The 23994-nt window shown below is 68.3% G+C and carries 20 protein-coding genes and 2 pseudogenes; 13 read left to right on the top strand and 9 right to left on the bottom strand.

Features of this window, described 5'->3' with window-relative positions; all coding sequences use genetic code 11:
• The first annotated feature begins 88 nt into the window (after positions 1–88).
• Entirely contained in the window at positions 89–469 is a 381-nt protein-coding gene (locus JHN63_RS21885; RefSeq protein WP_200682803.1) for a nuclear transport factor 2 family protein, read from the top strand.
• Positions 470–534: 65 nt separating this feature from the next.
• On the opposite strand, the gene JHN63_RS21880 is transcribed toward JHN63_RS21885, so the two are convergent.
• Complete coding sequence (locus tag JHN63_RS21880; protein ID WP_307781950.1) at positions 535–1380, bottom strand: expansin EXLX1 family cellulose-binding protein; 846 nt, start codon at positions 1378–1380, stop codon at positions 535–537.
• A 450-nt stretch (positions 1381–1830) separates the two neighbouring features.
• Positions 1831–2081, bottom strand: a pseudogene (locus JHN63_RS21875) (IS5/IS1182 family transposase); the annotation flags it as partial.
• Between the two features lie 339 nt (positions 2082–2420).
• Between JHN63_RS21875 and JHN63_RS21870 the strand changes: the two are divergent.
• Positions 2421–3280, top strand: a protein-coding gene (locus JHN63_RS21870; protein WP_374222936.1) for an IS5 family transposase whose coding sequence is annotated in 2 segments (ribosomal slippage) — positions 2421–2766 and positions 2766–3280 — 861 coding nt in all. Because the reading frame shifts where the segments join, the coding sequence is not laid out codon by codon here.
• 9 nt (positions 3281–3289) lie between these two features.
• On the opposite strand, the gene JHN63_RS21865 is transcribed toward JHN63_RS21870, so the two are convergent.
• A complete protein-coding gene (locus JHN63_RS21865; RefSeq protein ID WP_200682801.1) occupies positions 3290–3928 on the bottom strand; it encodes a hypothetical protein in 639 nt (212 codons plus the stop codon).
• A 260-nt stretch (positions 3929–4188) separates the two neighbouring features.
• Between JHN63_RS21865 and JHN63_RS21860 the strand changes: the two genes are divergently transcribed.
• The 3 genes from JHN63_RS21860 (at position 4189) to JHN63_RS21850 (ending at position 6879) form a co-directional block, all read left to right on the top strand.
• Positions 4189–4653, top strand: coding sequence for a hypothetical protein (locus tag JHN63_RS21860; protein WP_200682800.1), 465 nt, complete (start codon positions 4189–4191; stop codon positions 4651–4653).
• Positions 4654–4750: 97 nt separating this feature from the next.
• Positions 4751–5419, top strand: a complete 669-nt coding sequence (gene cseB / locus JHN63_RS21855) for a two-component system response regulator CseB (RefSeq protein WP_307781949.1) — start codon at positions 4751–4753, stop codon at positions 5417–5419.
• A gap of 26 nt (positions 5420–5445) precedes the next feature.
• The gene (locus JHN63_RS21850; RefSeq protein ID WP_200682798.1) at positions 5446–6879 is read left to right on the top strand and encodes a HAMP domain-containing sensor histidine kinase; all 1434 of its coding nucleotides are present in this window, start codon (positions 5446–5448) and stop codon (positions 6877–6879) included.
• Between the two features lie 12 nt (positions 6880–6891).
• Here JHN63_RS21850 and JHN63_RS21845 read toward each other — a convergent pair whose 3' ends face one another.
• On the bottom strand, positions 6892–7626 hold the full coding sequence (locus tag JHN63_RS21845; protein WP_200682797.1) for an FCD domain-containing protein: 735 nt from the start codon (positions 7624–7626) through the stop codon (positions 6892–6894).
• Between the two features lie 303 nt (positions 7627–7929).
• Between JHN63_RS21845 and JHN63_RS21840 the strand changes: the two genes are divergently transcribed.
• The 6 genes from JHN63_RS21840 to JHN63_RS21815 all read left to right on the top strand — a co-directional run bounded on the left by JHN63_RS21840 (position 7930) and on the right by JHN63_RS21815 (position 16335).
• Positions 7930–9291 (top strand): ABC transporter substrate-binding protein, encoded by a 1362-nt coding sequence (locus tag JHN63_RS21840; protein ID WP_200682796.1) that lies wholly within the window; start codon positions 7930–7932, stop codon positions 9289–9291.
• Entirely contained in the window at positions 9288–10202 is a 915-nt protein-coding gene (locus JHN63_RS21835; protein ID WP_200682795.1) for a carbohydrate ABC transporter permease, read from the top strand. The genes JHN63_RS21840 and JHN63_RS21835 overlap by 4 nt, the downstream gene beginning before the upstream one ends.
• A gap of 118 nt (positions 10203–10320) precedes the next feature.
• Complete coding sequence (locus JHN63_RS21830) at positions 10321–11157, top strand: carbohydrate ABC transporter permease (RefSeq protein ID WP_200682809.1); 837 nt, start codon at positions 10321–10323, stop codon at positions 11155–11157.
• Between the two features lie 61 nt (positions 11158–11218).
• Positions 11219–13243 carry a hypothetical protein gene (locus JHN63_RS21825; RefSeq protein WP_200682794.1) on the top strand — a complete coding sequence of 675 codons (2025 nt, stop codon included), beginning with the start codon at positions 11219–11221 and terminating at the stop codon, positions 13241–13243.
• On the top strand, positions 13240–13587 hold the full coding sequence (locus JHN63_RS21820) for an L-rhamnose mutarotase (protein WP_200682793.1): 348 nt from the start codon (positions 13240–13242) through the stop codon (positions 13585–13587). The genes JHN63_RS21825 and JHN63_RS21820 overlap by 4 nt, the downstream gene beginning before the upstream one ends.
• Positions 13588–13650: 63 nt before the next feature.
• Entirely contained in the window at positions 13651–16335 is a 2685-nt protein-coding gene (locus JHN63_RS21815; RefSeq protein ID WP_200682792.1) for an RICIN domain-containing protein, read from the top strand.
• A gap of 100 nt (positions 16336–16435) precedes the next feature.
• On the opposite strand, the gene JHN63_RS21810 is transcribed toward JHN63_RS21815, so the two are convergent.
• Entirely contained in the window at positions 16436–18373 is a 1938-nt protein-coding gene (locus JHN63_RS21810; protein WP_234477500.1) for an alpha-L-fucosidase, read from the bottom strand.
• Between the two features lie 419 nt (positions 18374–18792).
• Between JHN63_RS21810 and JHN63_RS21805 the strand changes: the two genes are divergently transcribed.
• On the top strand, positions 18793–19503 hold the full coding sequence (locus JHN63_RS21805) for a FadR/GntR family transcriptional regulator (RefSeq protein ID WP_200682791.1): 711 nt from the start codon (positions 18793–18795) through the stop codon (positions 19501–19503).
• 88 nt (positions 19504–19591) lie between these two features.
• Positions 19592–20389 (top strand): annotated as a pseudogene (locus JHN63_RS21800) (hypothetical protein); the annotation flags it as partial.
• 40 nt (positions 20390–20429) lie between these two features.
• On the opposite strand, the gene JHN63_RS21795 reads toward JHN63_RS21800, so the two are convergent.
• Genes JHN63_RS21795 through JHN63_RS21780 form a run of 4 tightly spaced genes read right to left on the bottom strand, consistent with a single transcriptional unit; the run spans position 20430 to position 23796 of the window.
• Positions 20430–21665, bottom strand: a complete 1236-nt coding sequence (locus JHN63_RS21795) for a cation:proton antiporter (protein ID WP_200682790.1) — start codon at positions 21663–21665, stop codon at positions 20430–20432.
• A 5-nt stretch (positions 21666–21670) separates the two neighbouring features.
• On the bottom strand, positions 21671–22156 hold the full coding sequence (locus JHN63_RS21790) for a cation:proton antiporter regulatory subunit (RefSeq protein WP_200682789.1): 486 nt from the start codon (positions 22154–22156) through the stop codon (positions 21671–21673).
• 48 nt (positions 22157–22204) lie between these two features.
• Positions 22205–23503: an SLC13 family permease gene (locus tag JHN63_RS21785; protein ID WP_200682788.1), complete on the bottom strand. Its 1299-nt coding sequence runs from the start codon at positions 23501–23503 to the stop codon at positions 22205–22207.
• Entirely contained in the window at positions 23500–23796 is a 297-nt protein-coding gene (locus JHN63_RS21780; RefSeq protein ID WP_200682787.1) for a hypothetical protein, read from the bottom strand. The genes JHN63_RS21785 and JHN63_RS21780 overlap by 4 nt, the downstream gene beginning before the upstream one ends.
• Positions 23797–23994: the final 198 nt, after the last annotated feature.

The raw sequence follows: 23994 nt of genomic DNA, 5'->3' as shown, positions 1-23994 counted from the left end.
CCCGGACCCTGTCCGTCCCCGTCGGCGCCGACCGCCTACTCGACGCACTCACCGTGCCGCACCCGGCACCCGACCCGACGGTGGCATCATGAGCGACCCGGAGAAGAACAAGGCCACGGCTCAGGCGTTCTACGACCTGATGTTCAACCAGTGCCGCCCCGCGGAGGCCATCGACCGGTACGCGGGCGACACCTACATCCAGCACAATCCACATGTCGGCGACGGCAAGCAGGCGTTCGTCGACTACTTCGAGCGCATGGCCGCCGAGTACCCGGGCAAGCGGGTGGAGGTCAAGCGCGCCTTCGCCGACGGCGACCACGTGATCCTGCACTGCCACCAGACCTGGCCCGCCGAGGAGTACGCGGGCATCGACATCTTCCGTTTCGACGCGGTCGGCAGGATCGTCGAACACTGGGACGTCCTCCAGGTGATCCCGCCCACGTCCAGGAACGACAACACCATGTTCTGACCCAGCCCACGCCTGCGGCCCCGATCCCGTTGGCACACCGAAGGCCAACGGGATCGGCGGCAAGGTCAGTGGCGGGCGAACTGGACCCGCGTGGGCTGCACGGCGTCAGGCCGCAGCGCGATCCCGTTGACGGTCAGTCGTTCTCCGTAGATGTCGGTGAGCCTGATCGCACCGCCGCATCCGCTTCCGTCGGGGGACAGGAAGTAGTTGTAGTCGGTGCGCGCCAGTTGGCGCCAGCCACCGCCGGCGCGGACCTCGAGCCGGGCAAGCGGGTTGCGGTGGCCGATCGCCTGGATGCCGCACCAGTAGGGGCTGGATCCGTTCTTGTAGCGGATCGAGATCGTGCCCGACGTGTCGGGGCTGAGCAGGCTCCAGGTGATCGTGAGCCGGCCCGTCGAGACAGGGGCCAGTTTCGCGAAGGCCTGTTCGCTGAGGTCGAGTTGACCAGGTGCACAGGGCAGCGGACATTCGTTGGTGATCCGGACCGTGACGGAGGCGCCGCTCGCCGTCCGGACGAGCACGTATGCCCCGCAGGCTCTGGACGTCTCGTAGTCGGTGGTGTTCATCGCCGCGATCATCATGTCGCCGCTCGGCCCGTACGAGCAGGCGCCGTCCCCTACCCCGGCTTTGTAGACAGTGGCGACTCCTTGATACGTGGTCTTGGGCCGGATTCGCCCGGCCAAGGACGGCGTGGCGGGAACCGTCCGCGGCCGAGCCGACGACCGCGCCGTCGATGCGCTCGCAGAGGCCGTCGGCGTGGCCGGAGCGCTCGTTGAAACGCTCGGTGAGGCGGCGGACGGGGACGGTGTGGACGGCTTCCGCCCTGGCGACGTCGGCGCAGCGGTCCCCTTGTATTCGGCGACGGACGTGGCCCGGGCCTGCCCCTCGTCGGCCTTGCGGTCGGGTTTCATCGCCACGACCAGGCAGACCAGAAGTCCTGCGGCGATCAACACCGCGGTAGTGCCCATCATCAGTCCGCGTCGACGTCTGCGCTGCCGCGCGGCCTGTCTGGTTCCCTGCATGTGCATCCGTTCGGAAGAGCGAGCCGGTGTTCCGCTGCTCAGTAGCCGCCCGAGGCGAAAAGGTTGCCGTCGATTTTTCGTCGAGTCAGCCGTCAAGGCGGCGGCCACAGTTCCCGCGAAGGCCGCCCGGCCGATCGACGAGTTGATGAACCGGGCCTGGACTCTGTCCGGCGGTTCCCTTGGCTGTCCGCTTGCCCGCTCGTGGGTCGCGGCGTGGGGCGACAGGGGCCGCAAGGGAGTTGAGCCGACTGCCATGGTCTGGCCGACCTGTGGGGGGCGTGGAGCACGAGTACCGCAAAGCCGGAGGGCCAGGACCTGTCCGGCGGGTCATGGGCGGAGTCAGAGCCTGATCGCAGCGGTTGCCACGGTGCCGTGGAAGACGTGGGCCCTGTTGTCGTAGTGACGGCACGGGAGTTCTTGAGCCGGTTGACGGTCCGCTCGACCTCGTTGCGGCGTTTGTGGATCCGGCTGTCGAGGCCGGCGGGCCGGCCGCCTTTGCTGCCGCGTCTTTTGCGATGGGCTCGCTGGTCCTTCGGCTCGGGGATGGTGTGCCTGATAGGGCGTCGTCGCAGACCGGGCCGCGACCGCCGGCGCGTCCTGCGCCCGCGGTCGCGGTCTCTTCACCCGGCCTTCGGGCCGTCCATGACGCCACTCCCGGCCGGTCCGGGGACGCACCCCCACGATCCGGCCGGCCTGCGTGCTGCTCATCCCTTGATCCACAAGGGAAAGGTAGAGCTCACGCTCCTTCAGGAGCCTCCTGGGCCCTGCGGCCTCCGATCCTTCCGGATCTCGAAGTCCATCGCGTTCCCCTGCGTCGGAGTGCTGCAACGACCTCTTGAACCGAAGTCCGGTCCCGGGGTTCCTGCCGGCCCTGTGACGTACTAGGGTCCGTCTTCAAAGATCACCGGATGGTGGATCATGGTGTGGTGATACGTCGCCATGAACTCACCGATCTGGAGTGGGAGTTACTCGCTCCACTCATACCGCGTGCCGCGACGGGCCGGCCGCGTGTGGAGGATCGGCGGGTCGTCAACGGGATGGTCTACAAGATCCGGACCGGGATCTCCTGGCGGGACCTGCCGGATCGCTACGGCTCATGGCAGACGGTCTACACCCGCTTCCGCCGCTATGCGCTGGACGGCATGTTCACCCGGGCCCTCCAGCAGATCCAGGCCCACGCGGACGCGGCCGGCGACATCGACTGGCTCGTCCAGATCGACTCCACCATCGTCCGCGCCCACCAGCACGCCGCCGCCACCGGCCGAAAAGGGGGACCCACCGGCCGGACGAACCAGACGATCACGCCCTCGGCCGATCCCGAGGAGGCCTGACCACCAAAATCCATCTCGCCTGCGACGGCAAGGGCCGCCCGCTCGCGATCCTGCTGACACCCGGCCAACGCCACGACAGCATCTGCGCACGTCCCCTCCTGGAACGGATCCGGGTCCCGCGGACCGGACGTGGACGTCCCCGCTCCAAACCCGCCCAGGTCATCGCCGACAAGGCCTACAGCTCCCGAGGATTCCGCGCCTACCTGCGTAAACGCGGTATCGCCTGCACCATCCCCGAGAAAGCCGACCAGCAGCGACACCGGCACAACCGCGGCAGCCGCGGCGGCCGGCCACCGGCATTCGACCGTCACATCTATCGCCGCCGCAACGTAGTCGAGCGCTGCTTCAACCAGCTCAAGGGCTTCCGCGGCATCGCCACCAGATACGACAAGACCGCCACCTCCTACGAGGCAGCGGTCAGTCTCGCGTCATTCCTACTCTGGGCAAGATCAGTTTGAAGACGGGCCCTAGAACTTACCGAGGTAGGTGAAGGTGTTGTAGTGGTCCCGCGTGAACCACACGTCACCGGTGTTGATCGCACGCACGAACCGGTCCTGGCCCGTCCGCTCGCCCTCCCCGTTGGGGTTGTGGTCGAAATAGTGCGCGATGTACTCCTGGAACGTTCCCTGGTAGCCCCGCGACGACGAGCCCGCACGGCCCTCGTTCATGAAGTCCCGGAGAGAGTTGCCGTTGTCCCAGTATCGACCGCCCGTCTCGATCCACTCCTGGTGCCGGTTGCCGCGCTGGTCGACGTAGTCGTTGACGTCCCAGGAGGCGTCACGGTCGCCGATGCCGCGCCAGTTCGGCCAGCCGAAGTTCCGCCAGAGGTTCAGGGTGTACGCCTGCATCTTTCCCGGAGTCAGCCTTCCGGGGTTCTGTTCGTCGCCCGAAATCGGCGCCTTGCCGTTGTTGGAGGACGTCCCGCAGCTCGGGTCCGACCCAGGGGGGCACTGGGGGGAATCGGCGGCGTGCGCGGCGCTGGACAGGCCGAGCCCGCCGACGGTGAGGCTGAGCAGCATGGCGGGAACGGCGACCATCCGGGCACGCCGCCGTGCGAGGCCGCGCCGCTTCTCGGGCGACGTCTTCAACATCTCGGATGAGGACATGGTGGCTCCTTGGTCTTGTCTCGGATCCTGGTTCCGGACCCTTTCCGGGGCTGTGCGCCCCGGCTGGCCAAAGAGGACCAGCCGCGCATGACAGTGGCCGGGCGGCCGGATCACAGCCGCCGGTCGGAAATGACGTACGGCTGTCACAGAGGTATGGGAGCGCTTCCGCGGTTTACCGACTTCTCGATGTCAGGACATGTCTCGTTAATCGGGAGCCGCAAAGGTGGTCTCCTGCTGGCACCGGCGGGAAGGAGAGCGGCATGCGATACGGCGGACCGGCGTGCTGCCTGCTGCTCGCCATGAGCTTCCTGGGCCTGGCCGGATGCGGCACGGTGGCCGGTGGCACGCGGGCCGAGGGCCCGGCGCCGACCGCGATCCGCTGGACGGGGCCGGTCTACCTCGACGACGCACGCTCCATCCCGCGGCAGCACCCCGACGTGATGGATCTGACCGACGTCACCACTCTGTACGGCCTGAAGTGGCGCGGCTGGGGCACGCCCCGGGCGGTCGCGACCGGGCTGGTGGTCGACTTCTCCTGCCAGTCACTGTGTCCCCACGGCAAGAACGATCCGCCGTACTACCCCGTGCGTCTCGTTCTCAGCGGCCTGGTCAAGCGCGAGTACGCCGCCTACTACAGCAACGCCGTACTCAGCCCCGCGCCCCCGCCCGCGCCCGACTGGGCGATGGACGTCGGTGACCTGCACCTGGGGGTGCCGGCGGCATGACAACGTTTCCGCCCCCGCGCCCGTGAACGGACCGCCGGGTCACCGACACATGCGACTGGTCCTCCGGGGCCGGAGCACGACGTCTCAGGAGACACACATGCACGAGGTCCTGCTGGTCGAGGACGACGAGATGATCCGGGAGGCGACTCGTCTCACCCTGGTGAGCAGCGGCTACGCCGTGCGCACCGCAGCCGACGGGATGACCGGGCTCGCCCTGTTCCGGGAGCAGGCGCCGGACGTCGCCGTCCTGGACATCATGCTGCCCGGCCTGAACGGGGTGAGCCTGGCCGGCCGTATCCGCGAGGAGTCGGGAGTGCCGGTGCTGCTCATCTCGGCCCGCAACGATCCCGTGGACGTGGTGATGGGGCTGGAGGCCGGCGCCGACGACTACGTCACCAAGCCGTTCGACGGGATGGTGCTGGTCGCCCGGATCCGCGCCCTGCTGCGCCGGGCCGCGCCCGCCGGGCAGCGGCCGGGCCGCGCCCCGCTCACCTTCGGCGATCTGGCCTTCGATCCGCAGACCCTGGACGTGTACCGGGCGGGGAAGCCGCTCGCCCTCACCACCACGGAGCTGAAGCTGCTGCAGGAGTTCACCGCCGCGCCCGGCACGGTGCTCACCCGGGACTTGCTGCTGGAGAGGGTGTGGGACTACGCCTGGTCCGGCGACACCCGGGTGGTGGACGTCCACATACGGCGGCTGCGCTGCAAGATCGGCCGTGAACGCATCGAGACGGTGCGCGGCTTCGGCTACAAGCTGCGCCCGTAGTGGGCCGGCGCATCGGTACGACTCCCATGAACATACGGCTGGACATCGGCACGAAGGTCGCTCTGGCCGTCGCCGCGGCGGCCGTCTGCGTCGCGAGCGCGGTCGGGCTGCTCGTCCAGCGCATCACCGCCACCGACCAACTGGCCTCGGCCCGCTCCGACCTGGACCGGCGGTTGATGACCGCCGTCTACGAACAGGCGGCCAGCCGCAAGTCGGAGGCCCGGCTCGACCCCCCGGACCTGCCCGCGCCCGTGTCGAGGGAGGTGCGCCGCGGCGTCCGCGTCACCTATCTCCAGGACGGGCCCGATCCGGTGCTGTGGGCGGCGACCCGTATCTCCGACCGGACCGTGCTCGCGCTGTCGCGTCCTTACGGCGGTGAGATCGATGAGCTGGAGGGGCTGGACCGGACGCTGGTCACCACGGGCGCGGCGGCCACCGTGGTCGTGTCCCTGGCCGGTCTGGCCCTCGGCGTGCGGATGGGCCGCCGGGCCACCGCCGCCGCCCGTACGGCAGAACGCATCGCCCACGGCGACCTGGACGCCCGTATCGGCCCTCAAGGGGGAGACGAGATCGCCCGGCTGGCGGCCTCCGTGAACGCCATGGCTGACGCGCTCGCCGCCCGGCTGGAGGCCGAGCGGCGGGTGACGGCCGACATCGCTCACGAACTGCGCACTCCGGTCGCGGCGATGGTGACCGCGACCGGCCTGCTGCCGCCCGGCCCTGCGTCCGCGCTGGTCGCGGGCGGGGTGCACAAGTTGCGCGGGCTGGTCGAAGACGTCCTTGAGGTCGCCCGCCTCGACGCCCACGCGGTGTCGGTGGAGACCGAGCCCCGGCAGGTCAGCGCGATGGCCCGGCGCGCGGTGGCCGGGCTCGACGGGGCGGAGGGACGGGTGGTGAGCCGGAGGAGGGAGGGGCAGGCGGACGGCGCGGGAGCGGGCGACGTGAACGACCCGCCGCACGGCCCGGCGGACGGCCGGGTGGACAGCCCCAAGACAGGTCACGCGAACAACCCACCGCACAACGGAGCGGACGGCCGCGTGGAGTTGCGGATCGTCGCGGACGCGGTCGCGGAGACCGATCCGCGGCGCGTGGAGCGGATCCTCACCAACCTGGTCCACAACGCCCTGCGGCACGGCGCGCCGCCGGTAACGGTCGAGGTGGACGTCGAGACGGACGCTGAGACGGACGGGGACGGCGCCGGACCGGTCGTCCGGGTCCGCGACCACGGTCCAGGCTTCCCACCCGACCTGCTGGCCGTCGTCACCGCCTCCGGCCCTCAGCGGTTCCGCACCGGCTCCGAGTCCGCGGGAACGGGCCTGGGCCTGGCCATTGCCTCCGGTCAGGCCCGGCTGCTCGGCGCCCGTCTGACCTTCCGCAACCATCCCGACGGGGGTGCGGAGGCGACCCTGCGCCTCCCCGGGGGCGGCACCGTCAACAGCGTCCCGACCCGCGGCACTTGACCCGTCCTCCCCTCACCCGAAGACCCTCCGCTTGATTTCCTGACGGTAGTTCTCGAGGGTCCTGTCGAGGTGTACGGCGGTGGCCTGCGCCGCGGCTTCCGGCCGCCCGTCACGTACGGCTTCGTAGATGGCGGCGTGCTCCTCGACGGCGGCCTCGGACTGAGCGCTGAGCGTGTCGTGGATACCGAGGGCACTGGACTGCCGCTGCAGCCGGCGTGCGTCGCGCACGGCGTCGACCAGGAAGCTGTTGTGGGAGGCCGCCGCGACCGCGGCATGGAAGTCGTCGTCGGCCTGGTTGAACACCTCGACCTGGCCGTGGACGAAACCGTGACGGCACGTCTCCACGGCCACTTGCATCGCCCGGAGTTCGGTAGGGGTCGCGCTTGTCGCCGCGATGCCGGCGGCGGCCATCTCCTGGATCCGGCGGAACTGGAACAGCATGAAGATGTGGTCCAGGTCGGTGGGTCGGAAGAACCCGCCCCAGCGACTGGCACTGAGCATGCCCTCGTCGTCCGCGACGAAGAGACCACGGCCCTTGTGCGCCCGGATCCGCCCGAGGGCGGAAAGGATCTTGACCGCCTCGCGCACCACCGCCCTGCTGGTGCCCAGCCGCTCGGCCAGGTCGTTCTCCGTCGGCAGCCGGTCGCCGGGGACCAGGCCCGACTCGGCGATGAACTCCTGGATCCGCTCCGCGACGAGCTCATAGCCCGGACGGTAGTCGCGCCCCACGTCCGCCCCTCCACCCAAAGCCGTCACCCCTGTCGCTGGTCTCACTGAGCGAGCCGTCCCTTCGCAGTCACTCTACTGAACACCTCACGCGGCCAAATGAATCGTATTTATTTCGCAGAGTCCACGGCAACCCTCCAGTGCCATCTGGCACATATTTCGCCATCTACCTAATTATTCGGCACATATCAACGACCTAAGTGGCCAGAGAATCCAATTTTGGGACTGCACATCTTCTTGACCGGAGCCCAGATAAGGCGCCTAATTTCGGAGCGACGACCCATGCCGTTCCCTCTGGACGCCAGCCACGTAATGGAGTCACTCATGACCGCGATGAAGCAGTCAGTTGTCCGAAGCAGAGCGTCGGCCAAACGGCGATCGGCTCTCCTCGCGGGGTGCGTGGCCGTCGTGGTCGCGGCCGCCACGGCCTGCGGTGGCGGCACCACGGGCACGAACAGCAAGGACGGCTTCAACCAGGTGCCGCAGAAGAGCGGGGCCCTGACCGTGTGGGTGGACTCGACCCGGCTGGCCGCCGCGAAGCTCTACCAGAAGCTCCACCCGGACGTGAAGCTCGACATCGTCACCTACGACGGCGACGCCAACGGCTCGAACTACCTGCAGACGAAGGTCCAGCTCTTCAACCGCACCGGCAAGGGCTGGCCGGACGTCGTCTTCAGCTCGCAGAACAACGAGGTGACCTGGGCGGTCGACGCCAACTTCGCGGCCCCCTTGAACAAGGGGCTCGTCCCGGCGCAGACCCTCGGGAAGTTCGCCAAGGGCGCCAACGACGTCTGCACGGTGGGCGGCACGGTCTACTGCCTGCGCAACGACCTCTCGCAGGCCGTGCTCTGGTACAACGCGCCGCTGATGAAGCAGTTCGGCTACACGGTGCCGACGACCTGGGAGGAGTACCAGCAGCTCGGCGAGAAGGTGGCCGCCGAGCACCCCGGATACCTGGTGGGCGACGCCGGCGACTCCTTCACTCCGGAGATCTACCTGTGGGCCGGCAAGTGCGGTGCCAACCACATCACCGGCGCCAAGTCGGTCTCCGTGAACACCACCAGCGCCGCGTGCACGAAGATGGCCGCGCTCATGGACGTACTGATCAAGAAGAAGTCCATGTCCATCAGCGGGGTCTTCAGCACCGACTTCGGCAAGAACAAGGCCGGCAAGGTGCTGATGATGCCCGGCCCCTCCTGGTACGGCGGCGCGCTGTTCAAGGGCACCTTCAAGACGCCGGCCAAACAGATCGCGGCGGCGCCCATACCTCAGTGGAGCGGTGAGACCTCGCCGTCGACCGGCAACGTGGGCGGCGGTACCTGGCTGCTGTCCCAGCACTCCGAACACATCAAGGCAGCCACCGACTTCATCACCTGGGTCACCACGGACGACGCCTACCAGGGCAAGGTCGCACCCGGCTTCCCCGCCTACGCCCCGGCGGCGGAGACCTGGTTGAAGGAGCAGAACGCCTCCGGCTACTTCGCGGGGGACATCCACGTACTGAAGGACGCCTCCACCCAGGTCTGGCCGGGCTGGGGATCGGGCCAGTTCAGCCAGGAAGCGATCTGGGCCGCGACGGTCAAGCCCGGGCTGACGCAGGGCAAGAGCATCGTCTCGCTGCTGCCCGCCTGGCAGGACTCCATCATCAAGTACGCCAAGTCCAACGGATACAAGGTCTCCCAGTGACCGCGATCCAGTCCCCCGTCGGCTCCGTCCGTCGGCGTCCCCAGGGCGCCCTGCGGCAGGGGCGGGCGGGCGCCGCGTTCGTCGCCGCCTATCTCGTGCTGCTGATCGCGTTCGGTGTCGTCCCGACCGCCTACGCCGTCTACTTCGCCTTCAGCAACGCCCAGGGCGCGTTCACCGGCTTCGACAACTTCGCCACCACCATGCGTGACTTCCGGTTCGTGCCGGCCCTCGGGCACGTCGGGCTCTACCTCCTGTTCTGGCTCGTCTCGCTCGTGGTGATCGTGGTCGGCCTCGCGTTGCTGCTGCACCGGCTCGCCTCCGGCGGCGCCGGAAAGGCCCTGAGGTTCCTCTTCTACATTCCCGGTGCCCTCGCGGGCGCCGCGAGCGTGCTGGTCTGGCTGTTCATTCTCGACCCCACGGTCAGCCCCGTCAGTTCCCTCCTGGGCGCCCTCGGATACGACACGTTCGGCGAAGTCATCGCCCCCGGCCACCTGCCCCTGCTGTTCACGATCATCGCGTTCTGGACCGGCGCGGGCGGCTGGATCGTCGTCATCTACGGCGCGCTCAACAACATCCCCAAGGACGTGATGGAGGCCGCCCGCATCGACGGGGCGGGAGCCTGGCAGACCGCCTGGCGGGTGCAGATCCCCATGCTGCGCAAATGGATCGTCTACATGGTGATCCTCGCCTTCGCCGGCGGCGCCCAACTCTTCGTCGAGCCACAGCTGTTGTCCCTGGCCAGTGTGGGAGTTGCGGGACGCGACTACTCGCTCAACCAGCTGTCGTACGACTTCGCCTTCCAGATGAACAACATCAACGGCGCCGCGGCCGTCTCCGTCGAGCTCCTGGTCGTGAGTCTGTCGGCCGCCGCCCTCTTCGTCGCACGGTCGGGATTCTTCGATGCCGAGTGAGACCCCCACGCACCCCGGTGTGCGTCCACGTCACGGAGAAGTCAGCGCGAGCCCCGCGCCACGCAGGCCCACCCGTGCCCGCCGCCCTCCCGCCCGGCGCTACGCGTCCCGGGCGCTGGTGGCCGCCGTACTCGCCGCGTTCACGGTGTTCTTCGTCCTGCCCGTGCTCTGGCTCGTCCTGGCCGCCACGAAGACGGACCACCAACTCGTGCACGGCAACCCGCTCTCCTTCGGCTCCTGGCACGCGCTCAGGGCCAACTGGCAGGCGCTGACCGCCTTCCAGGACAACGCGATCCTGCTGTGGCTGCGCAACTCGGCGATCTATGCGGGAGTTTCCCTGGTCATCACGCTGTGCGTCGCCGTGCCGGCCGGCTACGCACTGGCGATGACGGAGTTCCGCGGACGTCGCGCTCTGCTCGTCGCCACGCTGATCGTGATGCTGATGCCGAACGCGACGCTGGTGGTCCCTCTGTTCCTGGAGCTCAACGCGGTGCATCTCATCGGGACGATGTGGTCGATCATCCTGCCGTACTCGTTCTACCCGTTCGGGGTGTACCTGACCTACATCTACTTCACCACCGCGGTGCCCCGGGATCTGCTGGCGGCCGCCCGCATCGACGGATGCGGCGAGTTCGGGGTCTTCCGGCACATCGCCCTTCCCCTCGCGTCGCCCGTCGTCGCGCTCGTCGGCTTCTTCAGCTTCGTGGCCAACTGGACCAACTACTTCCTGCCCTACGTGATGCTGCCCGAGAGCGACCAGATGCCGGTGCAGGTGGGTGTCGGCACCCTGCTCAGCAGCGTGCCCTCCTTCAACCCGACGGTCGGATCCCTCGCCGTCGAGCGGCCTCAACTCGCCCTGGCCACCTTGGTCGCGATCACTCCGGTCCTGGTCGTCTTCCTCTTCTCGCAGCGCTTCCTGGTCACCGGAATGCTCGCCGGCGCCACCAAGGAATAGCGCCACGGACCGTCGTCCCGGCAGCCCCCACCGCTTTCCCCTCCCGAACGGAGACGTTCCCATGCCCTTCAGTCCTGCCGATCGCTCTGCCGGCGAGGACACCGCCTCCTCCGACGGCCCGGTGTCCTCCGCCGGAGTGCGAGCCAGTGTGCCCTTGCTCGAACCTCCCGGCTGGGCGCCGGCACAGCGCGCGCTGTTCGACCTGCTCGACCACGCCTGGCGCCGTTTCGAGCGGGAGTTCACCGGCCCGGACGGGCGCCTGAACTACAACGGGCGGCTCTCCACCCGTGACGGCGTCGACGACTTCTACGAGGCGTTCTTCAACTGGCCCCAGCTGTATCTGCTCGGCGGCGCGGACGACCTGCTGCCCGCCTCCGAGCAGCACTGGGAGGGCGTCACCCGGCAGCTGACCGAACTGGCCATGCTCCAGGACGAGTTCGAGCGCGGCTACGACTGGTTCCACCAGGGCGAGAGTCTGCTGCTGCTGTACTTCCTGTGCATGGCCGCCCCCGAGCGCTGGTCGCAACGCGCCCTGCGGTTCGCCGAGTTGTACGTCGATCCGGCGAAGGGCAACTACGACCCCGAGCACCGCATCATCACGCGCCCGCACAACGGCAGCGACCCCGGCCGGCGCGGTCTGTCCGAGACCGACTCCTACCCCTGGCTCCCCAAGGAAGCCGAGCTGTACGGCTTTCCGCTCGACTGGATCCAGCCGGCCGACGCGCCCGAACCCCCGCTGTCCGCCGACCCACGTCTCGGCAGCGAGATGCGCGACCGCATGGGCAGCGGCGACACCGCGGTCAACCTCGCCGCGGCCGGGCTGGTCCTCAACGCCTGGATCCTGTCCGGCGAGGAACGGTACCGCGACTGGATCGTCGAGTACGTCGGCGCATGGCGTGAGCGCGCGAAGGCCAACGGCGGCGTGATACCCGACAACGTCGGACCGGACGGCACGGTCGGCGGCCTCCTCGAAGGCCGTTGGTACGGCGGGCACTACGGCTGGTCCTGGCCGCACGGCTGGCACAGCGTCGGCCACGCGGCCTGTGTGGCGGCACTCGCGGCGGCCACGGTCACCGGTGACGACGACTACCTCTCCATGGTCACGACCAGCCTCGACACCCTCATCGGTCACGGCAAGGTGATGGCCTTCACCGATTCCGATTCCAGCCTCCCCGCCAAGTGGCTCGCCCAACTCGGTCCGGACATCCACACACCCACCCTGCACATCCCCTTCCGCCACAACGACTCCGGATGGTTCGACCACAACCCCGTCACCCCCGCCGTGCCGGTGGCGCTGTGGCATCACACCGCCGCTCCGGCCGACCGGGCCCGCCTGGAGGGACTGCGCGATGCCGGCGGACTCGACTGGCGTGACGTGCGGGCCTTCCGGGCCAAGGAGGAGTCCGGGCACGAAGAGGCGTGGTTCGCCTTCCTCGCGGGCGACGATCCCGGCTACCCGGAGCGGATCCTCGCGGCAGCCCAGGCGCAGATCCGCCACCGTCTCGCCCGCATGGACCGCTACCGCGACCTGGACGTGGCCGAGGAGGACATCCACGTGTGGCAGCAGTCGAACCCGGTGGTCACCGAGGCGCTCGTCCAGCTGACATGGGGCGGTCCGCAGGTCCTCTACAACGGTGGTCTGCAGCAGGCGCGGGTGCGCTACCACGACGGCGAGGCGCGCCGCGCGGGACTGCCGCCCGAGGTTGCGGCCCTGGTGACCTCGATCGCCCCCGAGGCCACCGTCGTCGAGTTGGTCAACCTCTCCGCCGACCGCGCTCGGACGGTCGTCGTCCAGGCCGGTGCCTTCGCCGAACACACGATCACCTCGGTGCGCTACACGACATGCGAGGACGACTCGTGGGTCGGGGACATGTACGACTACGGCCACGGGGAACCGGCCGTCACCGAGGCGGAAGCGTCCGTCGGCGACTCCCTGCTGACCGTCGTACTGCCCGCCTCCACGTGCATACGGCTCACGCTCCGGCTGACCCTGCGTACGCGGACACCCGGCTACCGCACGCCGTTCTCGGCCGAGGCACCCGTGAGGACCGGCGCCGGCTCTCTGGGCGGGGAGGCCGGGAAGTGAAGCGAGTCGCCCAGACCATCAGGCTCCGACCCGAACGGCGCAAGGACTACCTCGCCCTGCACGCCGCTGTCTGGCCCGCCGTCGAAGCCGCGCTGCACCGCGCCCACGTGCGCAACTACAGCATCTTCCGCCATCACGACGTCCTCTTCTCCTACTTCGAGTACGACGGCGAGGACTTCGAGGCCGACATGGCGTCGATCGCGGCCGACCCGGTGACCAGGCGGTGGTGGAAGCTCACCGATCCGTGCCAGGAACCGTGGCCCGACCGAGGCACCGGGGGCCAGTGGACGGACCTCCCCGAGATCTGGCATCTCGGCGACCCGGACACCGACAGCCCCTCCTAGGACGCAGACGGCGTACGGGACTTCCGGCGGCGCGCTGCGCAACGAGGTAAGGAGATCAACAGCATGAGACCCGCACGGCTCATCGTGGGACTGTTGCAGACCCTGCTGGTGGCAACGGCCGTCGCCCTGCCCGCACAGGCGGCGCACGCGGCGGACACCAGCTTCTACGTGGACCCCACCAACGGCAGTGACAGCAACTCGGGAACCAGCACATCGGCGGCCTTCAAGACGATCACCAAGGCACGCGACGCGGTGCGTACGGTGAACTCGGCCATGTCCGGGGACATCGTCGTGAATCTGCGCGGGGGCACGTACTCCCTCACCAGCCCGGTCGACTTCACCACCGCCGACTCGGGAACCAACGGCCACAACGTCATCTACAAGGCGTACGGCTCGGAGACCCCGGTCGTCTCCAGCGCCAAGTCCATCACCGGCTGGACATCGGCCGGCAACGGCCAGTACAAGGCATCGGTCGGCAACCTCGACTTCCGGCAGCTGTACGTCGACGGCGTACGGGCCACGCGCGCCCGCTACCCGGATGTCGGCTCCAACTTCCAACTCCAGGGCAGCGACAAGACGGCCCAGGTGCTGAAGGTCCTCAGCTCCCAGATGGCGAACTGGGACCAGTTCAGCCGCGTCGAGATGGTGCTGCAACTGCAGTGGGCCGAGAACTACCTGCGGCTGAAGTCGTACACCACGAGCGGCGGCCTGGCGAGCGTCTCGATCCAGGACCACGAGGCGGGCATCCTCTTCCAGCGGCCGTATCCGCTGCTGTCCAACGGCTCTCCCCTGCACTTCGAGAACGCCCACGAGTTCCTCACCGAGCCCGGCGAGTTCTATCTCGACAGGGACGCGCAGACGCTCTACTACCTCCCCCGGGCGGGCGAGACCATGTCGTCGGCCACCGTGCAGGTCCCCACTCTGCAGACGCTCTTCGACATCAAGGGAGACAGCCTCGACTCCCCTGTCCACAACCTGCAGTTCTCGGGCATCACCTTCACCCAGACCAACTGGACCGAGGCCAGTGACAACGGCCTGCTCAACGGTCAGGGCGGCAACTACAACATCTCCGCCGACCCCAGCAACAAGCAGTACGTCAACCGCCCGCCGGCCGGTGTCCACGCCGCGAACGCCGACAACCTGTCCTTCACCGGCAACACCTTCACGAAGATGGGCTCGACCGCCCTGGACCTGCACCACGGCGTCCACAACTCGGCAGTGACCGGAAACGTCGTCCAGGACATCGCGGGCAACGGAATCATGGTGGGCAAGTTCTCGGATCCCGACGTCGAGTACCACACCGTGTACAACCCGCCCACCTCGCCCGCGGGTGAGGACGCCCGCGAGGTCGTCAGCGGTGTCAGCGTCACCAACAACCTGATCAACCACACCGGTCAGGACTATCTCGGCACCGCGGGCATCAACGCGGGCTTCGTGCACGGCACCACCATCGACCACAACGACATCTCCGACTCGCCCTGGGCCGGGATCTCCCTCGGCTGGGGCTGGCAGTCCGCTGCCAACGCGGAGGGCGACAACTCCGTCAGTTACAACCGCATCGGCAACGTCGTGAACCAACTGTGCGACACGGCAGGCATTTACCACCTCTCCAACGACCCCGGGACGGTGATCGACAACAACTACATCCACGACGTGGTCCGCACACCCACCGCGTGTTCCTCGGGCGCGGGCGGCATCTACCTCGACGAGGGCTCCAACAACATGACCGTGGCGAACAACGTCCTGTCGCACACCGACGACTTCGTCATCCGCAACGTCAACGGCTCCAACGTCACCCTCTCCAACAACACGACCACCGGAACCGCCGTGATGCAGGCCTCGGGTCTTCAGTCGGCCTATCAAGGACTGCCGGCAAAGATCAATCTCGCCTACGGCAGGACAGCCACCGCGTCCTCCGTCTACAGCTCCAACTGGGCACCGGCCAAGGCCAATGACAACGACGCGACGACCGGTTGGTCCCCCACGGGGAGCGACACCTCCGCCTGGTGGCAGGTGGACCTCGGCAGTGCGTACGCGCTCGGTCAGTTCTCGTTCACCACCCGCCAGGACGTCGACCAGCCCGAGACCCGCAGCAACTTCGAGATACGCGGCTCCAACGACCCCACGTTCGCCGACTACACGGTGCTGGGACGGCAGGACGCCACGGTCCTCCCGTACAACGCGACACTGACGGCCAAGATCGACGCACGCCAGAAGTTCCGGTACGTACGCGTCGCCAAGACCGACGGCGGCTACTTCTACATCGGCGACTTCAGCGTGCAACAGGCCGGCGGCGCGCTGGAGAGTTCGCCCACCACTCCGTCCTTCAACGCGTCGACGTACTACACGATCAAGAACGTCAACAGCGGCCTGCTGGCGGATGTCTACCAAGCATCGACCGCGGACAACGCGAGCGTCATCCAGTGGCAGGGCAACTCGGGCGCCAACCAGCAGTGGAACATCGTGCGGGTCAGCGGCAACCTCTACAAGATCGTCAACCGGAACAGCGGCAAGGCCCTCAGCATCTCCAACGCCTCTCACGCCAAGGGGGCGGCGCTGGTCCAGATGACCTACGGCGGTGGCAACAACCAGCTCTGGTACTTCGCATCGACCAGCAGCGGATACGTCATCCGCAACTTCGAGAGCCGGCAGGCCCTGGAGGTTCCCGGCGACTCGACCACCGGAGGAACCGCGCTCGGCCAGTGGACACCGCTGAACCAGACCAACCAGCTCTGGACCGTCCAGTGACGCCTTCCGCGTGACAACGCCGGAACCCCTGCGATCGGCACACACCAGCCGCCGATCGCAGGGGTTTTCCATCAACGCCTGCTGCCAGTAAGTCGACTCGTCAAAGGGCGAGGATCTGCCACTGTTCCTGTGAGGCTCGGTTGTACGTCCACTGATCGACGTTGGCTCCGTCCGCAGTGGATCCACCGTCCACGTTGAGCGAAAGTCCGCTCAAGCGGTTGGTCAGGTAGTGGTAGCCGTCGCCGGTGGGAGTCACGGCCCAGTGCTGCTGCGGCACACTGTCGTCCGACCAGATACCCACGTTGCCGCCGTCGGCGCGGGAGAGGCCGGCAACTTCCATCAGCTTTCCGCTGTTGACGTTCTTGATCTTGTAGTAGCCGTCACCGGTGGATACGAAGGTCCACTTCTGTGCGGTGTTGTTCAGCCAGGGCCATTGCTGGACGTTGCTGCCGTTCGCGGTGCCGAAGTCGTAGACGTCGGCCACCAGACCGCTCTTGCGGTTCACCAGGCGGTAGACCGTCGAGTCGCCGGGCAGGACCTTCGACTGCAGGACCGGCTTGGCGGTCCTGCCACCGATCCTGATCCCGCCGACGTTGGCGTAGCCGCCGGTGCCGGCGTCGGCCTGGATACGTACGTACCCCGCACGCCCGGCCGGCCACTCGGCCACCTTGGTGGTGTGGTCCCCGGTCCACGTACCGGTCGCGACCTGTGTGAACGTCGCGCCATCGGTGCTGGTGCAGACGGTGTACGAAGTGATGTCCCCGTCCGTCGAGTTGGTCCGGCTCCACTGCTTGGGCAGGTACTCCAGCGTCGAGACGTCGCTCCACACTCCGCCGAGGTCGATGGTGATCGCCTGCGGGAGCGACAGGCTCCAGGTCGACCAGCAGGTCTCGAAGCCCTTGTCGCTCAGCCCGTCGATCGCGTTCATCGGCCCTTCGCCGGTGTGGAAGCCGGTCGCGTACGCGCTGACCGGGGTCACCGGGTGCTCCGCGCGCAGCATCTGCGTCGGGAGTGCCGGCCGTGAGGTGTCGGGGCTCCAGGCCGCTCCGACCTCGGAGAGCCGGGTCACGATGTTCGTGTCCAGGACACCGGCGCGGCTGGGCGGGCAGTTGAGGATGAACGAGGTGAACTTCGGTTCCAGATCCGCCAGATGAGACAGGATCGACGCCTTGCTCAACGGGTCGGTGGTCGGCGTGGAGGGATGCCAGAACCATCCGTTGCTGATGGTCTGCCCCTGCAGCGACGCATACGTGTTACCGGCAGGAGAGGTGACGCCCAGCGGCTCCTCGAAGTAGATCGCGTCCCCGAGGAAGGGCACCGACAGCCCACCGTGGTCGATCATGACGATGTCCGGCTGGAGCGACTTCACGTGCTCCCGGATGCGCTGGTACGAGACGGCCGACTGACCCATCTGCCATGCGTAGCCGTCGGTGACGAACATGTCGATGGTGCCGTAGCCGGTCAGCAACTCGGTGATCTGGTTCAGGATGTACGTCAGATCGCCCGGCTGGATCACCTGGTCCGCGGCCACGCCGTGCCGGGTGTCGTAGGCCTGCACGGTGTAACTGCGGTCCCAGATCGAGAAGTACAGGCCCACCTTCAGGCCCTTGGCCCGGAACGCCGTGACGTACTGGGCGACGATGTCGTGCGGGTACGAGCTGTTCGCCACGTTGTAGTCGTTGTACGCGGTCGGCCACAGGCAGAACCCGTCGTGGTGCTTGGTCGTCAGGACCCCGTAGTTCATCCCGGCCGCCGCGGCCGCCGCCGCCCACTGCTCACAGTCCACCGCCGCTGGGGCGAACAGCATCGGGTTCTGGTTCGGAGCGGCCCACTCCTCGTCGGTGAACGTACCCATGTTGAAGTGGTTGAACATGCCGAACCGCATGTTCGCCAGGTTGCTCAGATTGGTCTGCGAGCCGGCCGCCGCTGCCTCGGTCACCAGACCGGATAAGGCCGGCAGCACAGGCAGCGCGGTCACCGCCGCCGCGACACCTGCGGCGCCCAACAGCGTTCGCCGGGGCAGTCTTCCAGAAGACATGATCACACTCCCAGTTCCATGTGGCGGGGAAGAGACCGTGCGCGGCAGGGCAGAGTGCGCAGGGAAAGCCCAACGGCCGAACGGGCGTTGAGGCGCCGCGCTCGCGGGTCCCAAGCGCCAGGTGTTACGCATGAAGTTCGAGCATGTGACCCACTGGTGTCAACGGCTTTGCAGGGATGAATCCCTTCGATGTGGCGGCGTTTTAGGCCGGATCAGCAGGTATGACGCCGTTCATCCCCCGATAGACATGCCATGTCTGCACGCTGCTGTCCTGGACGAGGTGCCGCCCGCTCCCCCGGAGGTGGCCAAGAAGTCGTGGCCGTCGGCATGTTCGAACATCCGGCTATCATCAGCGTCGCCCTTGACATGCAGTATCGGGAACGGCCCATGCGGAACGCCGTCGAGGCAAGGAGTTCCCTTTGTCCCTGACGGACAGAGCCATCGAGCAGATACGGGAGCTGATCCGGACAGGCGCACTGCCTCCCGGGTCGAAGCTCCCGCCGGAACCGGATCTGGCCGCTCAGCTGGGACTGTCCCGCAACCTGGCGCGCGAGGCGGTCAAGGCCCTGGCCGTGGCGCGGGTGTTGGACGTACGACGCGGCGACGGCACCTACGTCACCAGTCTTCAGCCCAGCGTCCTGCTCGAAGGACTCGGCGGCGCAGTGGAGTTGCTCCAGAGCGACGCGGGTGCGCTGCTGGACCTGATGGAGGTACGGCGGTTGCTCGAGCCCCCCGCCGCCGCGCTGGCCGCCACTCGCATGTCCGACGAAGCCCTGGCCGAGGTGAAGCAGCACCTGGACGCGATGCGCGAGGCCCGTGAGGACGTCGAGTTGCTGAACGCCCATGACGCGGCTTTCCACCGCGCCGTTGTCTCGGCCACCTCGAACGAATCGCTCCTGACCATCCTCGACGGGATCTCGGGCCGTACTCTGCGTGCCCGCATCTGGCGCGGACTTGTCGACTCCCGGACCGCGGGACGGACCCTGGCCGAGCATGAGGCCATCTACGAAGCGCTGGCCGCGGGCGACGCCTCTCTCAGCCAGGCAGCAGCGCTCATGCACGTCAACAGCACCGAGCGGTGGCTACGGGAACACCTCAAGTCCCGGAGCATCGGATCTGACGACCTGTAGCACCCCAACGGCCTCGTGAGCCGGTCAGTTGTCGTCTCCGTTCAGTGCGCCTCTGGTGGTCGCGGAGGCGGTCGTACTCCGCTGACTGCGGCTGACGGCCACGAACGAGTACCTCACGGTCATCGGCCGCGTCCACGACATCCCCGCCACCCTGCGCGACTTCACCCACCACATCCTCAGCCACTCCCCCGCACCCTGGCCCGCGCACATCGCCGGACATCCCGCGGCGGCCACCGTCACCTTCGTCCTCCTGGACCGGGTCGGTCTGGGCGGCGGAGCCTGGGCGGGCGTCTGGTGCATCACCGTCGGGGCGACGGCCGCCGCCGCGGTCCTCATCACCGTGCGCGTCCTCGCCGGTGAGCAACTCGCCCGCCGCGCCGCCCCGTTCCTCGCCCTCGCGGTCACCGGACACCGCCCGCGAGCGACCGGCTTTGCCGCCGGTCACCTCTTCGGCCTCACCGCCCGTCTCTCGTACGGCCTGACACTGTTCGCAGTGATCGCGGGCGCCGCGCTGCTGCTCGGCCACCGGCGGCTTCGCCCCCTCCCTCACGTCGTCGCCGGACTCGCCGTCGTACCAGTGGTGTTCACGCTGCTCGGCTTCAACTGGTGTGAGGCGTACCACCTGTTGGTCACCCGCTGCTACGAAGGGGTCGGCGGGACGCGGCCGTACAGCTACTGGGTGTGGGCGAATCCGGCCTGCACCGCGCTGGTCGTGGGACCGGCGACGGCGGCGGGGCTGCGGCGGGCGGGCGCCTCTCCCGTGCCTCCCCAACTCCCGGAGTTGCGCGGCGGTTTGCGCACCGCCGCGCCCCAACACCGGCTCGCCCTGCTGGTGTTCGCCACGCTGCTCGCCCTGCTCGTCGCCGAACTCTCCGGCATGAGCAAGGGACCTGCTGCCGACGGGCTGGTGACCATCGGCAACCGGCCTACGCCACCTCGTGGGGCTCCTGAGCCGTGGTGCTGGAGGATTCCTCCGCTTCGACCACAGGGGCGGACCTGTCCCGCCGCCACCCGGTCAGGCGGGTGGCCAGCGGCTCGGTGTAACGGGCGGTCAGCGGCCCGACGATGACCAGGATCAGCACATATGCCGTGGCCAGCGGGCCGAGGGCGGGTTCGATGCCCGCGGTGACGGCGAGTCCGGCGATGACGATGGAGAACTCGCCCCGAGCGACCAGCGTGCCGCCCGCCCGCCAGCGGCCCTTCACGGAGATTCCCGCGCGCCGGGCCGCCCAGTACCCCGTGGCGATCTTCGTGCCGGCGGTGACGACTGCCAGGGCGAGCGCGGGCAGCAGGACGGGCGGGATGCTGGCGGGGTCGGTGTGCAGGCCGAAGAAGACGAAGAACACGGCGGCGAACAGGTCCCGCAGCGGGGAGAGCAGGTTGTGGGCGCCCTCCGCTGCCTCGCCGGACAGGGCGATACCGACCAGGAACGCGCCCACGGCGGCGGAGACCTGGAGCTGCTGGGCGAGTCCTGCGACCAGGAGGGTCAGGCCCAGGACGACCAGCAGCAGCTTCTCGGGGTCGTCGCTGGAGACGAAACGGGAGATGTGACGGCCGTAGCGGACCGCGACGAGGAGTACGAGGGCGGCGGCGCCGAGGGCGACGACCAGGGTGAGGCTGCCGGACGCGAGGCCGACACCGGCCAGCAGCGCGGTGATGATCGGCAGGTAGACTGCCATGGAGAGATCTTCCAGGACCAGGATGCTGAGGATGACCGGGGTCTCGCGGTTGCCGAGGCGACCGAGGTCGCCGAGGACCTTGGCGATGACGCCGGAGGAGGAGATCCAGGTGACCCCGGCCAGTACCACCGCGGCGACCGGTCCCCAGCCGAGGAGGAGTGCCATCGCGGCGCCGGGCAGCGCGTTGAGCGCGGCGTCGACGAGCCCCGCGCTGTACTGGGTCTTGAGGTTGGAGACGAGATCGCTGGCCGTGTACTCCAGGCCGAGCATCAACAGCAGGAGGATGACGCCGATCTCGGCGCCGATGGCGACGAACTCCTCGCTGGTGCCCAGCGGCAGCAGCCCGCCCTCGCCGAAGGCGAGTCCGGCCAGCAGATAGAGGGGTATCGGGGAGAAGTGGAAGCGTGCGGCGAACCGGCCCAGCAGCCCCAGGGCCAGGATGATCGCGCCGAACTCGATCAGGAACCTCGCGGACGAATGCATCAGGGTCACTCCCTTCCGAGTATCGCCGCGGCCGACTCGACGCCTTCGCGCGTGCCGATCACGATCAGGGTGTCTCCACCGGCCAGCCGGAAGTCCGGGGTCGGTGAGGGGATGGCCTCGGCCCGGCGCAGTACGGCCACGATCGAGACGCCGGTCTCCGTGCGCATCCGGGTCTCGCCCAGCACCCGGCCGTTCCAGTAGGAGAGCGCCGACAGCTGAATGCGTTCGGCGACCAGGCCCAGTTCGGTCGTGGACAGGAGGTTCGGGCTGTGGTGCTCAGGCAGCAGGGCGTCGACGAGCGCGGCCGACTCCGCCGTGGTCAGCCGTACGGACAGGGCGCAGGCGTCCGGATCGTCCGAGCGGTAGGCGTTCAACGTCCGCTCGCCGTCCCGGTGCGCGACCACCGACAGGCGCCGTTGCTCTCGTGTCGTCAGGTCGTAGCGGACGCCGATTCCTGGCAACGGCGTACTGCTCACGCGTGGAGTACCCATGGCTGTCTCCTTGTTCCTCTCTGTCGGATGTCGATGCGATGGCCCGGATCAGGCCGGCGCGAAGTAGCGCAGCCACACGTAGCCGAGCGAGATCGCCACGGTGACGGCGGTGACGATCAGGCCGTACTTGGTGAACTGCCAGAAGGTGATGGGCTGTCGGTTGCGTTCGGCGATGCCGAGGACGACGACGTTCGCGGAGGCGCCGATGGCGGTGGCGTTGCCGCCGAGGTCGGCGCCGAGAGCGAGGGCCCACCACATGACGTGGTCGCCGGCGCCGCCCATCGCATGGACCAGGTCGCTGGTGACGGGCGCCATCGTGGCGACGTACGGGATGTTGTCCACGACTCCGGACAGGACCGCGGATGCACCCAACATCGTCAAGGAGCCGCCGAGTTCGTTCGTGCCGATCGTGTCCGCGAGCGCCTTGGAGACCTCGTCGATCACCCCGGTGTCGATCAGGCCGCCGATCATGATGAACAGGCCCGCGAAGAAGGCGAGCGTGGGCCACTCCACCTCGGCGAGGACCTCGCTCGTCTCGGCCGAGGACACGGCGACCAGCAGCCCGGCGCCCAGCAGCGCGACGATGCTCGGTTCGTAGTGCAGTACCGGGTGCAGGACGAAGCCCGCGACCACCAGGGCCAGGACGACCAAGCCCTGGACCATCAGCCGCGGGTCCTTGATGGCCTCGCGCTCCTCCAGGGCCATGATCTCGGCGGCGCGGTCCTCGTCGTACACGAACGTCTTGCGGAACATCACCCGGCACAGGACGACCAGGACGACGACGAGCAGTGCGGACAGCGGGGCGAGGTGGACCAGGAAGTCGTTGAAGGTGATCCCGGCCCGGCTGGCGATGATGATGTTGGGCGGGTCGCCGACCAGGGTCGCGGTCCCGCCGATGTTCGAGGCGAACACCTCCGCGATCAGGAACGGGGCCGCGGGCAGCGCGAGGCGTTCGCAGACCAGCAGGGTGACCGGGGCGATCAGCAGCACGGTGGTCACGTTGTCGAGCAGGGCGGAGGCGACCGCCGTGATGACGACGAGCATGGCCATCACCCGGAAGGGCTGCGCCCGGGCCTTCTTCACGGACCAGATCGCCAGGTACTCGAACATGCCGGTCTTCTTCAGCACTCCGACGATCATCATCATGCCCATCAGCAGGAAGATGACGTTCCAGTCGATGCCGGAGTCCTCGGAGTAGAACGCCGAGACGTCGTCGGTCGCCCCGATCGCGAGCATGAGGCCCGCGCCGCCCAGGGCCACGGCGACGCGGTGGATCTTCTCGCTGATGATCAGGGCGTACGCACCGACGAACACGACGATCGCCGCCCAGCTGTGCCAGTCGTTCACGATCCTCCGCGGGGTTGCGAGACGGATTCGGCGGTCGAGCCGGTGAGGTGATGCGGGGCGGCGGGCCGGGTGTACGCACCGTCCGGGCGGGAGTCGCTGCGGGGCGCGAGGGTGTGGGCGGGGGCACGGGCAGCCGGGACGTCCGTCAGACCTGGCGCGGGCGCGGGGTGCTTCAAGTCGGTGGGCGGCTTGGGCAGGAAGACCTGCATGCCATCGCTGACCAGAAGTCCGCCGACGACGAAGAGGAGGAAGGCGGCGAGCAGCGCGGCCCCGAACACCATCACGAGCACCATGGCCTACGCCCCCGATCGGAAGAGAGAGTGATCCCCTACTCGCCGACCAGGCTTCCCGGCACACCGCTGGGAACCTTACAGGTCCTTGACGCTTCTTTAACAGCTCTTGGTGAGCGAGGTCGGGGCCGGGATTCTGCCGGGTTCCGGCAACAAGGGACCGGCACGCTCCCTGATCGGAGAGCCCTGCCGCCGACCTCT

Source organism: Streptomyces sp. MBT65, from assembly GCF_016612545.1.
Taxonomy (GTDB): domain Bacteria; phylum Actinomycetota; class Actinomycetes; order Streptomycetales; family Streptomycetaceae; genus Streptomyces.
Note: the sequence above shows the minus strand (reverse complement) of the source record. Positions and strands in the feature narration are given on the sequence as shown.